A 15,544-nucleotide genomic window follows, 5' to 3' on the forward strand; every position below is an offset into this window, starting at 1 on the left:
AAGAGCCTACTATAAAACCTCTGTAAAAATAAGGATAGAATTGATAATACGTTTTGTCTAAAAAACAAACAGAAATTTTGCATAAAGCCAGGGAAGTCACAAAAGAAAAATCACTATAATTTATAAAATATAACTCAAATTTGGTGACAATTCATTAAAAATTGCCTGTCAAATTCTTATTGGTATCCATTTATCAATCCTATACAACACCCCTTCTTTACTATCCTCCCCAAAAGATTCTTCCTTCGCGATCACTTCGAGGCGGAATTGTCATGAATAAAGGGATTACGAACAACCAACCTTTCCTACAATTTGGATGACATCAATATAGTCACCAGAATTGACTTTTAACTGGCCCTTATACAATTCAACTTTTTCATTCAAATCCCTTACCTCACGAATCTCGATGTCTACTGTTATTCCATCTGATTCATACTTATAAAACCTCGCTGTACCCGACATAAATTGCTGTCCAACTTGCTTCAGTTTGATTATTTTACCATCTGACATAATAAGACCAAAACTTTCAAGATTCGAGGTCAATAAATAATTTTCATTATTTAGCTCTTCTTCACTCGTAGCAAACAATCCACCACAATTGCCAATTGATGCAGCATCTTTATGCGTTTCAAGCCCGGTTATTCTCGCTGGTGGTTTCTGTATTGAACCGCCCTGATTGGATGAAGTAGAGGCATTGTCACTCCTGGCTCCGGAATTAGTTTCATTGTCCGAATTACAGCCCAAAAATGTGAATAATAATATAAAGCTAAGTCCCAAAAGTATACGGTTCATAAGTATGATTTGGTTGGTTTGTTGATTAACGACAGGTAAAGTCAAAACAAATATTATGCCCAACTTAGATCAGGGAAGAGGATAGACTCTAATTTTCACCTGGAAATAAGCCCTATTAAAGGTAAATTAACCTGGCCTTCCGTCATCCAACGGATAAGAAATACCAAAGCAATAGAAACCACCAGGCCTAAACTAACTTTAGCTAAATCCAGACCTACATTTTTCCAGGTCGAACCTGACAAGTTTCTCAATCTTACTCTCATGGCAAGTTCCCGTCCGGCTAATAAACCAATAAAAACCCATGTCGTGCTCATGGGTAAGTTGTTCAACTCTTTGAAATAAAGTAATACCAAAGAATATAAAAAGTCAACAATTGTTGCTGATCTAATATCGGCAGTATTGGTTTTTGAACGAACAATTTTTTGGATAGCACCACCCTTCGTATAAAAAATGAAGGCCAACATACCCAGTATAATTACCAGGGAAATACACAATTCCAGAAATGATACCTTTCTTGGAAGGTATGCATAAATATTGGCAAAGTCCTGAATTAACCATTGAGACCAAAGAAAGCCTGTTGCACACCATTGAAGGATAGTCCAGGTTCTTCTATTTCTATCTGAGATGTCATTATTTAGAAATTTCCTTTCAATAATATTGGTTATAGCGAGATAAACCAAAAATGCAGCACCAAAAGCTACAACATAGCCCATCATGGATTTGAACATCATATCGTTCAAATTTTTCGGACTAAAAAAGGTCAAAACCATAAAAGAAGTACTAACCGGTATTCCAATACGAGTTATAAACATCAATACCAATGGTGGAAGGATATAAAACCAACTCATTGGCTCGGGAAGTGGGTACTTTGACAAACGGGCATATGAAACATCTCCATTATTCACATACCATCCGTAAATTAGCGTCCCGGCAAGAATTGTCGCCGCAAATCCCCATAGGATATACCATTTTTTCTTTGAATTCGAATTGAGAAACGTCCCGAGTGTCTGAATTGAATCATTCCCTACAACGGCATAAGAAGCCAAAATGAACCCCACCCACATCACTATTTCAGGATTTAACATACATACGATTTATGGACGGCAAAGATACGACAAAGCATACGGACACTAATTCTTCCAATGTTAACTTAAGATTAATTTTTCCATTTAATATTACACCCACCACTCGGTACTTGACGTTCTGAAACTTTACCTCCTTCTAAAACAGCATTCAAAGCATTTTTAAAATCCTTACCTGTTATAGGAACTTCATTCCTCTTTGGTCGGGACTCATCGTATTGACCGCGGTAAGCCAACTTCATCTCTCCGTCGAATATGTAAAAATCCGGCGTACACGCCGCATCATAAGCTTTCGCCACTTCTTGGTCCTCATCATATAAATAAGGAAATGGAAACTGGAGGACTCTGGCAATTAAATTCATTTTATCCGGACTGTCATCGGGATAATTCTCCACATCATTGGAGTTTATAGCAATAAAATTCACCCCCTCATTTTTATACTCATTTGCCGCATCTACAATATCCCGGATCAAATGGATAACATACGGACAGTGATTGCATATAAAAATTATGACGGTAGCATTATTCCCCTTGAGTTCACTAAGGGATTTATCGTTCCCATCAACCGTATTTTTTAGTGTAAAATCCGGTGCTTTGGTCCCTAATGGGATCATATTTGACAGGGTATATGACATAAATTGAATTTTTGAAAATACAATTAGTAAAATTGACTACTAAGATAAGAAATTAAATCCGTCCATAGAACTTTCCCCTGCTTCAATCCATGGAGTGAAATTATAAATAGGTTATTATCAAATTGAATTTTTGTAAAACCAAAAGAATGTCATTCCCATCAATCACTTGATGCTTAATAATTGGATAAGGAATTCCCAGGTTGTTATTACACTACTAACATAATATCGTTGATCTTCATGCATGATTGTCCAATCATACTTAAATCACAAAGCCTCGATTAAAAAATGACTTTCTGCAACTCCATGCTTAATATGAAATAAATTCAGTTTATATGAGTCCAATAATACAAATGAGACCTTGATCTATAAACCTATATACTTTTTCATGTCATTACGGAATAATCCTTATGGTTATATAACAACTTATAGGGATTAAATACAGTTTTGCAATATATGGTCCTTATCTACTCTGTAAGTAATTGCGGGTTAATGCCCAACACATACCTCTTCACAACACCTATTTTTGTCGCTGTTTCCGCCCCTTTAAACCCGTCTATCATAGAATCCTTTAGATGACGTGAAGCCACTTCCGTCAAGATATCAGCTACTGGATAAAAACTCCAGTGCCATCGCTCTTCATTATAACCATCAGGCCGTTCAGCACCCTTAGCCGTGTAGGGTTGTCGAAATCCGTATTCGGGACCATTTTCCTCAAGCCAATCGTATAACCTCTTTCCCTCCCCAGACTCAAACCAACTATTGGAAAAACTATTTAAATCGATATCAGTTCCCCAATGATGCCGCGAAGACCCTGGCATAGAACTATATTTCAAAATTTTTAATGCCCGCTGGACAGGGTCAGGGGTTGTTTCGTTCAACTTTTCACCGTTCTCTATTGTAGTTTTTCCAGTCCATTTCCGCTCCCAAATCCCTTTTTGATATTCAAAATTCCGAGCAGCTGAACGGATTTGAAACACAATACCATCCTCTCTGGCAGCAGAATCCATCTTTACAAATGCACTGTAAACGTCTTTCCTGATGAACATTCCCGGCCGATCTGCATAATAAATGTCAACTTCTATAAAATTTGAGTCCTCAGAAGGTTCAAATTTTCCCATAATATATTGAATACTTGTGTCGACAGGGTTCAAGCTAAAGGTTTTTTCCTTTGTCGTGTCAACCACCATCCCTTCTATACTATTTATTTCCGTTATCTTCTTCCTATCAGTAGTTCCACCACATGCCTGATGATTAAAAACAACTATACCTAAAAGAAAAATAAACTGAATACTTCTCATATTTCCAATATTTAACTTCGATCCGGATTATAGTAAAACAAACGTTTCTTTTTGATAATGTCTACCAGCTCCTTTGACAGGTAATTTTCCCACCCAATTTCACCATTTTTAATCATCGTAAATACACCGTGAGGTATAATGTACAGGATATCTTCATTGTAATTTTCCACCTGAACAATCAATTTTTGATCAATAAGAAACCGGTATAAAAATTTGATTCCTTCGGGTAGCTGAAGGTTTTCCAAAGTCATTAGCTCTTCTAAATTATCATCCAATGCCGGATAAGCATACACGCGTATATTGTGTGTAAATAATTCACCAAAAGCGACTAATAGCGTTCCATCCCTGAATTTTTCATATTTCTGAACCATCAAAGTTCGTAGCTCTCTTATACCAATTACTATACCCAACCGGTTTATCTTGTAATCGGACAAATAGTTTATTAGCTTTTGATGATTACTACAATCCGAAACTATCGTCTTGTACCCCATGGCATTGATCATGGTAGCCCGGGCCAAAAAATCTTCGATATCGATTCGATCATGTCGAGTCAGATTTTCAAGAGTCAGTTCTGCTACGATTTCTGAATGCTCATCATTTACTTCAATCTGCCTATTGAACATAGAAAAACTCTTGTCAAAAACATCTTCTGTAACCAGGGTGGGGGGTCTGTAATTACCGCGAACGACCATTAGTGATTTTCGATATAAAAATTCAGATGGATGTATAGAAACACCATTTTTATCGAATACTGCGACCTCCGTAAGTTTATTTTTAACTAAATAAAATGTTAGAATTCGATTATCCCAATCCCTGGATTCTTCAGTTTCGAAGTCAGGACCGGACAGCCTTATCATATCAATCGATACACGGTCTTGTAAGTAATCCAATAGGGAACATACAAATTTTTCCGGATCATTATAATGATAATATGCCGCGTAAAGCATATTTACCCCTAAAATTCCAATAGAAGATGCTTGCAATTGGGAATCATTGTCGCTCATCTTGGCGTGGAGCACCAGCTCATTAAATCCTCCACCAGGTGTCAATTGAAATCTCAAACCCAACCAACCTTGCCCCTTATTTGACTTTTGATAGTTTATGGCTTCCACGGTATCAGCAAAGGCAAAAAAAGTTTTTTCCTCACCGGCACTTTGTAACCGGCTAATTAGAAGGTCATATTCGTGATCCAACATTTTATAGAGTCGGGATTCACATACGTACCTCCCACTTTCTTCTTCACCATAAATTCGATCAGAAAAAATCTTATCATAGGCAGACATTGTCTTTACAATGGTTCCTGCAGCAGCACCCACTTTGAAAAAATATCGTGCAACTTCCTGTCCTGCACCTATCTCTGCAAAGGTTCCGTAAATACTATTATTCAAATTGATCTCCAATGCCTTTTGGTCTGTATCAATCTTTGGAGTATAATGCATATAGAAGCCGGTTTTACTTTTTCAATTTTCCCACATTGTCATCATCCTCACGTCCGATCCAAAATAGTGCTTTACCAGGAATTCTCCAGTTTGTATTTAAAACGATCTTACAAAACGATATCTTTAAGGCTAAAGACAGCATCAAAGTTATGTTTTTCAAGAAAAGCTTTAGTGTATTCTGGATCTTCATGTACAGCAAGTCCAAAATCACCTCCCCAGGCTCCAAGAGATTTCATTCCCCCATTAAAATCAGCATATTTTTGAGTGATTGAATCAATCTCAAGAAAAGACTGAACTAATTTCTCATGTTGATCTATCAACTCAATATATGATTTAATGGAATTGCATTCCGCCAGTTGTTCTGATATACTGGAGATCTCCTTAATATCTTTTGCTTTTATTTTCCTGGCTGAATTTTTCCATTTTTGTACTTCTGCACGGCTATTTGCTTTTTTCCCCTGGTAGAATACATAAGATTTCTCAAGCAATTCTTTGTTCAAATCAACCTCTTCGAATGTCAGTTCTTCTTCACCTTTGGAATACAGTATGGGAGAATCTGCAATAGCAGATGCCACATCAAATCCGGAGCCATTTTGGGTATCAAAAAATAATTCAAAGGGTGAAAGTTCCGCCCAGGTTGCCAGGTTAGCAATTAATGTAGAGCTCGATCCCAATCCCCATTCGGGATTAAATTCCAACTTACACTCAACTTTATATTTCTTCCACTTTGAGAGAAAATCTGAATTCAACTGAGATGCCGATTTAATTAACTGTTGGATAAATACAGCTTTTTTGTCATCAGTCGTTTTCTCAATAGAAAAGTCAATGAGGTTTAAAGTACATTCAAACCACTTTTCACCATTTTGGTCTAAAGTTTTCCACCTTAAATCTGACCCTGAGCTTTCGGTTACCTTCATGCTTTGTCCCCACTTCAAAGGTATAGACAAAGCAACAGCACCTTCCAATACAAAATATTCTCCGGTCAGTAGTAATTTTCCGTTGGATCGGGTCTTGAAAGCGATAGGTTTATGGTTTTGCAGGTTTACAATATCCAAGGATTGCACGCCTCGGCGAAAAAACAAATATAAGTTTTTTCTGGAATCAGCTATTAATTTTTTAACAATAGAACTTAAATTACTCTAACTAACCGACCTTCTATATTCCCTAATCCTTTATCACTGATGGATCAACTATTTTGTAGAATTCAACACCTTGATCATTAATGCCAAATACCAAAAACTCCCTACTCATATTGTTCCTATATAAAACAGCACTCCTCACTTCTCCTCTAAGATTTAATCCACTTTCTCTATTGGGGACCGAAACAAAATTAAGATCACCCTGATTCTCCAATAAAATTCCATGATTGGCATCTATCTCTCCCAATTTCACCCTATTAAAACGACTATTGCCAGTAAGTATCAAATCCAAATCACCATCCTTGTCATAATCAATTGGCAAAATAGAAAAGACAGGCGCTACCTGTGCTTCAATTGGCAATGAAGCTCCAATAAGCCTTCCGTCAACCAGGTCAAAAACTCCCGAACTCAGATCAGAAACAGTATCTGTAGAGTAATTATCTAAATGGGGAAGTAGGTCTGACATTTTATACTGGGCATAATCGTGGTAATTAGTAAACAATTTCTTGAGGACTGGAAGCTGTCCTATTATGTCATCTCGTGATACAAATGGGTAGGATTCATCCCCGTTAAAACAACTTAATATTGGGTCAACGGTACCATTATTATCAAAGTCTCCATGATAAAGTACTAATGGATTTTGTGGGGAAGCAGACAATTGGCTATTCCATCCCCAATTACCTGCAACTATTTCCAAAGATGGGTCTGCATCAAGATTTACACACCTGACAGAAGTATACCAACCTTTTTGCTCGGATTTATATTTCAATTTCCAGTTTCCGTCTATGTATGACCAAACTTGAATCGGCTCCCATTCCCCTGAAAGAATAATGTCCTGAATTCCATCATTGTCGATATCCGCCACATCAGCAGCCATAACATTTACTAATTCAAACGGGATATTTTCATCTATTACAAAACTACCATCTCCTTGATTGAAAAGTACAAAATTGGAATCCGGCAATGGGTAATTCAATGATTGGTAGCTACTTCCCAAAAAGATGTCAATTTTACCATCTCCATTAAAATCTCCTGTTTTTACTGTCGAGGCATTGGCTTTTATGCATGGAAATTTTTGATTCTTTTGAAATCTACCATTACCATCATTACTATAACTTCTGAGACAATAACGGTCATCTCCGGATAGGTAAGTATTCCCCCCGGAAGCAATTAATAGGTCAAGGTCAGAATCTTTATCGATGTCTACCAGGTTGAGATCTGTATCCTCAAAAGGAGTATCCCACTCAAAATCTTCCTGGGTTATAGAAGTAAAACCTCCATTCAGGTTTCCAACTTTTACTTCTGTGGATTCTCCTGCAGCTGCCCCAATGACCATGTCTTCTATTCCATCATTATTAATATCTCCTACAGTAATTGGTGGTCCCTGTCTGGACAGGAACCTTATCAATAAGGATTGCTGTCCAAAATCATTAAAAATATTTTCTTTGTGTTTAAACATTAATAAATCTGATTGCTCAAATATTGAATGAACGGGCTCCTGGCTTCTGCTCTCAAGGCTCTTTCCACTGCCCCTATTGAGTATATTTAATTGGTCCAACTGTACAGATTCAAACTTTTCCCAATTGCCGTTCGACCACTCCACAATTAATGAATCAATAGAGATAGAGTCACTGAAACCAAAATGGATCAATGGTTCCACTGCTGATTGAAATCCTCTACTTGGATTCATTTCCCGATACCACTTGTTATTCCCCGAATATATAGTTACTCCAGTGCCTACAGACAAGTAGGGGTTTTCTTCGACATGCAATTGAATCTTTGCAAAATGGCCACGCTTCTTATCCATTGCAGTATTTCGATAAATTCCTGCTTCTTCGTTGATATTATTGACTACGATATCCAAATCTCCATCATTGTCTAGATCTGCATAAGCAGCTCCGTTGGAGAGCTCTGGTTCTACAAATCCCCATTCCGTACTCTTGTCTTCAAATGAGATTCCATTTTTATTCTTATATACCTTGTTGGGTACATCAACTTTGGGCATGTGCTTAAGGACGTCTTCGATAGGGATATCTTCTTCACGGACTTCTGGATTTTCAATTTTAAAATTCATTGCAAAATTTAAAAAGTCCATATTTGTATAGTCACGCAAATTCCCATTGGACACAAACAAGTCCTGGTATCCATCCAGGTCATAGTCTGCAAATAATGCAGACCAGGACCAATCACTATTGGAAATCCCGGACAATTGGCCTACTTCCGAAAACTTACCGTTTCCCTGATTAATATGCATCATATTGCGCATATTCTGGGGATAAAAGTCCTGTTTTAAAAGAAGTTGATATTTGTTAAAATTATCTGGCCCCGAAGTCAATTTTATTCGGTAATTATCCTCGGGTAACATATCCAGAGTAATTAAATCGCTTTTCCCGTCATTATTAATATCAGCTGCATCAGACCCCATCGAAAACATAGATGTATGGTCCAGGTACTGGTCAAGGGCTTCGGTAAAAGTCCCATCCTGATTATTTATATATAGATAGTCCTCTTCATTGAAGTCATTACTGATGTAAATATCCATCCAGTTGTCATCATTAAAATCAGAAACTGCCACCCCAAGACCAAAACCGAGAACATTTGTTAAGATTCCTGATTTTTCGGTTATGTCAACAAATTTATCTCCGTCATTCCTGAACAACTTATCTCCATAATTAGGGTTTGATCGATCTTTTAAATGTCCGATTCGGGAATTGAAGTTGGCGAATTCCGGGACAGAATGATTTAATAGAAACATATCGAGATCTCCGTCCCGGTCAAGATCAAAAAAGCAAGAATGGGTAGAGTAAGAAGGGTCAGCCAATCCAAAGTCCCTTCCTTTTTCAGTAAATGATATTTCGTTATTTTCCGATGGGCCATTATTGATAAAAAGTAGGTTTCTTCTGGCTTCAGCATCAGCTGCTGCAGATCTGCAAATATAAATATCCAACCACCCGTCAGCATTTATATCTGCCATTGTAACTCCCGTATTCCAAAATCCTTCTGCTTTTACGCCAGCCTGTTCTGCTATATTTTCGAATTTAAAATCACCTTTATTGAGATAAAGATGACTGGAAACCAGGTTCCCTGTAAAATAAATATCCTGAAGCCCATCGTTATTCACATCTCCAATAGCTACACCCCCACCATTATAAAAGTAAGGGTAGTTTAGTACATTCAACCCCTCTAGCTCTACAATGGTATTTTTAAAATTCACTCCTGTCTTTGACGGAGATTCTCTGACAAACAATGCTTGATTAGAATCTTGACAATTAACTAAAAGAAGTAGATAGACTCCTAAAAACAATACGCCTTTCATCTTCATCACCCGGTAATTTAGTAAAACAAAAAGAGGTGCCATAAAGTCATATGACACCTCTTATTTACAATATTAATTTTCATACTTATTTTGCATCCCACCACAATTTGGTAGCACCGTTATCAGGTCCCCCTAAGAGGTTGTTAACAGCCGACTCTGTTGCTTCACCATTTCTGGAATACATATTTGCCACATAGGGAACACGTCGTGCAATTTCATCCGGTGGAAGAGCTGGATTGTCAGAATTCAACCTTGGATATAATACAGGATATCCCGTTCTTCGTTTTTCCGCCCATGCTTCAAAGCTATCCGGGAACAAAGCTATCCACTTCTGAGTCAATATTTGCTCCAATTGATATTCTGTGCTTGCTCCGGCATCATAAGCAATAGGGATGTTGGACGCCGGTTCCGTACTACCGTCATATGAAGCAGGTGTATTGGTACTGCTGATATAATTTTCTCCTCGAAGATTTTCAACCGGCAATCCATTTTCGGCGAAGGATGTAGAAATACCCTGCTCGTAAAACTCCTGGGCTGAACCTCCTCCCATATTCCACCCAATCAATGCTCCTTCTGCCCGAAGGAAATATGATTCGGAAGCTGCTAGAACAATAATATTTGGCCCAGCTGCTCCGGCTTCAGTATAAGCAGGGGCATGATCAGAGGCTTTTTTATTGAAGTTTAATTGATCCGTATCCCCTTTATCTACTTTACTTTGACCGTTTCGCATGCCCTCAATAGGAAACGAAATACCCTCCGGGTCATCGGTCGGGTCTGGAATATCGGCGGGAGAAAACCATACATTTGATCTTGTATCTTCATATCCCTTCAATATACTCTCCATATCAGCACTTAATCGATATTCACTCCATTGACTAATAGTATTATATGGATTTGGCCAGTTGGTACTGGACTCTACGATCCCATTGTCTCCAATGGCATCAATAACACCGCCGGCTACAGCTTTTTCTGCTTCTGATTGCGCCTTTCCTGCATTGACATAGCGAATTCGCATAGCCAGTCTTAGCCGAAGAGAATTAGTGAATTTAATCCATTGGTCGATATTTCCATTATACAATAAATCATTTCCTGCCAAAAAGGAAGATCCACCTGCATTGGCCTGAAGAACAGACATAGCCTCATCTAACGTTTCAAAAAAGTCCATGTAAATATCTTCTTGTGAATCAAAAGGTACGGAAGCCTCCTGATTACCAAAAGAATGATAAGGAAGTGGACCCCAGAAATCAGTAGCCCGGTGCCAGGTGTACACTTTCCAAACCTTGGCCATTGCCGCTTCCAATTCAAATCCTCCCTCTTCCGCAAAGTCCTGCCACAGCTTTACCTGTGCGAAATGATTTAAAGTAAATGTACTCCACGCTCCGTTGAGCCAACCGCCTACCATCAGATATCGATCGGAGTCAAAGTTGGGGTGTGTAGTTGCAAAATATTGTGCAAATATATTTGCAAACAATGATTTGGTGGTTTGGAAAGCTCCGCGATCCAGATAAGTGGTTCTATAAAACGATCTCGCTGCTACAAGGCCCATGGAACTTGGACCTAATGTTTCCGAACTCAAGGTACGGGGATTAGTGTTTATCTCATCAAAGTCATCGGTACAACTACCCAAAAATATAAAACTTATGAAAAGAGGCACTAAATAAAATAACTTCTTCATATTGTTAAGATTTAACATTATAATTTTAAAAATCAATGCTCAATGAGAGACCTAAAGTTCTCCTGGTGGGGAGCGGAAATGCTTCCCGTCCTTCCGCTTCATTACCTGTTCCTACTGTGATTTCCGGATCAAAGAAATTAGCTTTGTTTTGGATGAAGAATAAATTTCTACCTACAAAGGAAATCCGGGCATTCCATTTCGGTAATGCATAACCGAGGACGAATTCTCTTAAACGAATGTTGGATGCGTCCCGAATAAAAGCTTCTCCTGCAGGTGCATTTCGACCTCCAACTGCATTCCATACTTCCTCTGCTGTTGCCTGGAGAGTATTGGGAGAACCATCTTCTGTGACGGCAGTTTCGTTGGGGAAAAAATCCTCACCAAAGACACCCCCTTCTCTACCCACTGTAGTATAATCCAGGACACCATCTCCTGCGAGAATCGCTTCGGAAAAAGAGGTTACCGTTCCCCCCTGACGGACATCAATCAAGAAATTCATATTCCAATTCTTATAATGGAAAGAGTTGTTGACGCCTCCTAACCAGTCCGGATTAAAATTAGCGATCGGTACCGTACGACCCGCTGTTGTTCTTGGGATACCGTTGGCATTGACAATAACACGGCCTTGATCATCTCTTACAAATCCACGAGACAATGTAGTTCCGAAAGGGTCGCCTACAATTAACTGATATACGCGAATGAAATCTGCTGATTGCTGTAATTCCGTCAATCCATCTGCCAACTGAAGTACTTCACTTTCGTTCTTTGAAAAGTTGAAATCAATATCCCAGGTAAAATCTTGGTTCGCTACCGGGGTAAAACCTAAAGCAATTTCAACACCCCGATTCTGTATGTCTCCTCCATTCTGAAACACACTGGACACGCCTGACTCCAATGGGTAGGCTACATTAAATAACTGGTCAACTGTATTCGTTTTATAGTATGTAAAGTCAAATCGCACATTATTATCAAAAAACCGGGTATCCAGACCAAATTCTGTAGACCGTGTAGACTCAGGGCGTAAATCCTGATTCGGCAATGTATTACTTAAGGTTACTGTGCCATTTGTTACTACAGCAGCACGAGCAAGCCGGTAAGGATCTGTATCATTGCCCACTTCAGCCCAACTGGCACGTAATTTTAGAAAGGTAATAAACGAGGGCACATTCATGAGATCTGACAAAACAGCTGTCACTCCAAACGATGGATAAAAATATGATCTGTTAGCCGCCGGCAGTGTAGAACTCCAGTCATTTCGAGCTGAGCCTTCCAGATACAGACCATCAAAAAATCCTAATGAAGCAAATGAATAAACCGACTGCACTTCTTTCAAAGTATATGCTTCAGAAGGTCTGGGGTCATTACCATTCGACAGTGCAAACAAGTTTTCGATTTGAAAATTAGCGGCACTAGCACTTAGTCGTTCAAACTTAGCTCGACGTAAATTTGCACCGGCATTCAAATCCAGCGTAATGTTGGCTCCAAATCTTTGATTAAAATTGACGAGTGCATCTGTATTCCATTCATATTCATACCTGAAATCCTTATTGTAAGATCCAAATCTCGCTGTTGTGTAAGTATCATTAGCTCTGGTAAAATCCTGAAATGCATTGATTCTGTCAATTGCAGATCTTGCCAAGATGCTCAGACCATCTATTATGTCGTATTTCAATGAAATCAATCCGGTGACTCGTTCCTCAAGCTCAGGTCTTTGGGCCTTGTTTCGCACCCAATATGGGTTTCCTCCACCATTTACATGAGGTAACCAGTAGTTTTGTCGAACGGCTCCTGATTCATCCACGAATTGATAATTTGCATAATCTTCTGTACGTATATTCCTGGGTGTTTTGTACAAGTAACGAATGGGGTTATCATACCCTTCTCCCTGACTAAGTATATTTGCAAAATCCTGCCTAATATAGTTGACCTTACCATCTAATTTGAGATTACTTGTTATATCCGCATTGACGCGTAAACCCAGGTTGTGGCTATTGAGGTCATTCCCTGGAATTACACCCGAAGCATCTGTATATGTGTATGAAAAGAATGTGTTCGACTGAGCACCTTTAATATTGACACCAACATTTGCAGCAACGCTTTGACCGGTCTGAAAGAAATCTTTTATATTGTCGGGCTGAGGTTCAAATGCGTAGTTTGTACCAAAATTCGGCGAATTAGGGTCAATGGTCCAGTGTTCTACCTGCCTACCATCCAAGGGAGGCCCCCATGATGTAAGAGATGCTTTAGAATAAGTTCCTGATGAACCCTGACCATATTCATTTTGAAATTTCATTAAATGAATCGGAGCGGTAGCCTGGTAAGTGAGTCCAAATGATGTAGTAACACCTTCTGCAGCACCCTCCCCTGATTTTGTAGTTACTACAATGGCTCCATTTTGAGCCCTTGATCCATACAATGCTGCAGCGTTGGCACCTTTAAGGACCGTCATTTCAACAATGTCATCAGGTGCAATATTTCGAATATCTCCTGCCATGACAACACCATCCACTATATACAAGGGCTGACTACTTCCTGCAATAGACCTGTTTCCACGTAAAAGCACTTTAGAAGCTCCTCCTACTCCCTGAGAAGATTGGGTAATTGAAATCCCTGCCACCTTGCCCGAAAGTGAATTTAATACATTCAGTTCACGTGCTTCTTTCAAACTTTCAGTACCCACATTTTGTGCAGAGTAAGAAAGAGATTTCTTTTCGCGGGAAATACCAAGTGCCGTAACAACTACTTCATCCAATTCTACTCCTTCTTCTAAAATAATATTTATCTCAGAGCGACCTTCCACCGGAATAGTCTTGGACTGATATCCGGTATAACTGACGATAAGAACTGCATCTCCATCCGGTACTGAAATAGTGTACATACCGTCAAAATCTGTAATAGTGCCCGACCCCGGGTCATCTTGAATACTGATATTTGCACCTATTAACGGCAAATTATCCACATCGGTAATTACTCCTTTCACCTCCATTTGAGCCATCAAATGAGACGAATAAAAAAATACCAACAAAAAAAGTCCTTGTTTAATATTCATATGTCTATTCTTTAATTATATATGACCTTTCATAAAACACAACCTATACCCATGAATCATTCAATAATTCATTTCGACACCCTCTATTTGTGGGCGCACACTTCCAGTTATTTATTTTATAGAGTTGTAAGCAATTCCTGATACTAATGTATAAAAAAAGTTAAAATATCTTTATAGAATAGTTAATAAATTTTAAAATAAATTTAATCCATGGTCAAAACATCCAACCATATAACTCGTTTAAAAATTATTAATTCTATATTAAACCACTTGGTATTAAACAACCAAAGAAGTAGATAATTTAATACTCTTACATTGATGCTTCCTGCCTAAAATCAACTTCCCTAATTTTGGAATTTTATTTCCAATTTTTTAATTAGAAGGATGATTGTATTTTTCCATCAACACATAACATATTTACCAAAACAAAAAACCCTAACTAGTCTTAACAGACAAATCGACACATATTTTTTTTAAAACACTCCAGGAAATAATCATAGATAAAACAAATCAATTAATTTAAATAACACTATGATAAAAGATTAGAGGATTTAAATATTTAGAATAAAGAATACACAAGGGCATTATTATTTCCAACCTTCCTGATACCTAATGCCAGATTTTGAGCTATTTCACTATGTGGAGACCATAAATCAACAAGATATTAATCCAGATTGGGGTCAATATAGTTTTATAAAAAAGGAAATTAGAAATGTAACGTACCACGGGTAGTTCCTAACAAAAGTCAAGTACGCAGGCAAATACAGCCATTCCCCATTAAGCCAGTTCCTGGGTGTTTTTAGAAACGGAAATTTTTCAACTTTCTGAATTAACCAGATCAGATTGAAAAGGACATAAAAGGTCCGGAGATTCCAGTACAGGCAATTCCAAAGAGGAGAAAAATTAAGTACGATGGCGTCCTGAATGGGCACCTACCAATGGTTCCAATGACATAGTCAGAGCTCCATGTGTTCTCAAAATAAGTGAAAATGTCTAAAATGGAATCAAATTCCGTATGAAGATTTTCCTCTGTGGGAACCCCTATATTGACATAGCTTGTGCATAAGGAAAGTTAGGAAGAATTGGTATCAAGTCCATCTTAGATTTGAATCCAAAGCA

At 38.3% G+C, this 15,544-nt stretch carries 9 protein-coding genes; all 9 read right to left on the reverse strand.

Annotation, left to right across the window (positions count from 1 at the left end; all coding sequences use genetic code 11):
* Nucleotides 1–285: 285 nt before the first annotated feature.
* Nucleotides 286–792, reverse strand: a complete 507-nt coding sequence (locus LVD47_RS01470) for a hypothetical protein (protein ID WP_236973741.1) — start codon at nucleotides 790–792, stop codon at nucleotides 286–288.
* 95 nt (nucleotides 793–887) lie between these two features.
* The gene (locus tag LVD47_RS01475; protein ID WP_236973742.1) at nucleotides 888–1,877 is read right to left on the reverse strand and encodes a hypothetical protein; all 990 of its coding nucleotides are present in this window, start codon (nucleotides 1,875–1,877) and stop codon (nucleotides 888–890) included.
* Between the two features lie 71 nt (nucleotides 1,878–1,948).
* Nucleotides 1,949–2,509 carry a thioredoxin family protein gene (locus tag LVD47_RS01480; protein WP_236973743.1) on the reverse strand — a complete coding sequence of 187 codons (561 nt, stop codon included), beginning with the start codon at nucleotides 2,507–2,509 and terminating at the stop codon, nucleotides 1,949–1,951.
* Nucleotides 2,510–2,973: 464 nt separating this feature from the next.
* Entirely contained in the window at nucleotides 2,974–3,807 is an 834-nt protein-coding gene (locus LVD47_RS01485; protein ID WP_236973744.1) for a M15 family metallopeptidase, read from the reverse strand.
* A gap of 11 nt (nucleotides 3,808–3,818) precedes the next feature.
* Nucleotides 3,819–5,246 (reverse strand): TonB-dependent receptor, encoded by a 1,428-nt coding sequence (locus LVD47_RS01490; protein WP_236973745.1) that lies wholly within the window; start codon nucleotides 5,244–5,246, stop codon nucleotides 3,819–3,821.
* Nucleotides 5,247–5,353: 107 nt separating this feature from the next.
* Nucleotides 5,354–6,328: a GYDIA family GHMP kinase gene (locus LVD47_RS01495; RefSeq protein WP_236973746.1), complete on the reverse strand. Its 975-nt coding sequence runs from the start codon at nucleotides 6,326–6,328 to the stop codon at nucleotides 5,354–5,356.
* Between the two features lie 82 nt (nucleotides 6,329–6,410).
* Nucleotides 6,411–9,707 carry a VCBS repeat-containing protein gene (locus LVD47_RS01500; RefSeq protein WP_236973747.1) on the reverse strand — a complete coding sequence of 1,099 codons (3,297 nt, stop codon included), beginning with the start codon at nucleotides 9,705–9,707 and terminating at the stop codon, nucleotides 6,411–6,413.
* Nucleotides 9,708–9,786: 79 nt separating this feature from the next.
* Nucleotides 9,787–11,376, reverse strand: coding sequence for a SusD/RagB family nutrient-binding outer membrane lipoprotein (locus LVD47_RS01505; RefSeq protein ID WP_236973748.1), 1,590 nt, complete (start codon nucleotides 11,374–11,376; stop codon nucleotides 9,787–9,789).
* 25 nt (nucleotides 11,377–11,401) lie between these two features.
* Entirely contained in the window at nucleotides 11,402–14,425 is a 3,024-nt protein-coding gene (locus LVD47_RS01510) for a SusC/RagA family TonB-linked outer membrane protein (RefSeq protein ID WP_236973749.1), read from the reverse strand.
* Nucleotides 14,426–15,544: the final 1,119 nt, after the last annotated feature.

The sequence above is a fragment of the Membranihabitans maritimus genome, assembly GCF_021729145.1.
GTDB classification, from domain to species: domain Bacteria; phylum Bacteroidota; class Bacteroidia; order Chitinophagales; family Saprospiraceae; genus Membranihabitans; species Membranihabitans maritimus.

What these genes read in the sequence shown, in the direction of transcription:
- LVD47_RS01505 (WP_236973748.1), bottom strand. Translation starts at nt 11,376, where the DNA reads ATGAAGAAGTTATTTTATTTAGTGCCTCTTTTCATAAGTTTTATATTT.
- LVD47_RS01485 (WP_236973744.1), bottom strand. Translation starts at nt 3,807, where the DNA reads ATGAGAAGTATTCAGTTTATTTTTCTTTTAGGTATAGTTGTTTTTAAT.
- LVD47_RS01500 (WP_236973747.1), bottom strand. Translation starts at nt 9,707, where the DNA reads ATGAAGATGAAAGGCGTATTGTTTTTAGGAGTCTATCTACTTCTTTTA.
- LVD47_RS01490 (WP_236973745.1), bottom strand. Translation starts at nt 5,246, where the DNA reads ATGCATTATACTCCAAAGATTGATACAGACCAAAAGGCATTGGAGATC.
- LVD47_RS01475 (WP_236973742.1), bottom strand. Translation starts at nt 1,877, where the DNA reads ATGTTAAATCCTGAAATAGTGATGTGGGTGGGGTTCATTTTGGCTTCT.
- LVD47_RS01480 (WP_236973743.1), bottom strand. Translation starts at nt 2,509, where the DNA reads ATGTCATATACCCTGTCAAATATGATCCCATTAGGGACCAAAGCACCG.
- LVD47_RS01470 (WP_236973741.1), bottom strand. Translation starts at nt 792, where the DNA reads ATGAACCGTATACTTTTGGGACTTAGCTTTATATTATTATTCACATTT.
- LVD47_RS01510 (WP_236973749.1), bottom strand. Translation starts at nt 14,425, where the DNA reads ATGAATATTAAACAAGGACTTTTTTTGTTGGTATTTTTTTATTCGTCT.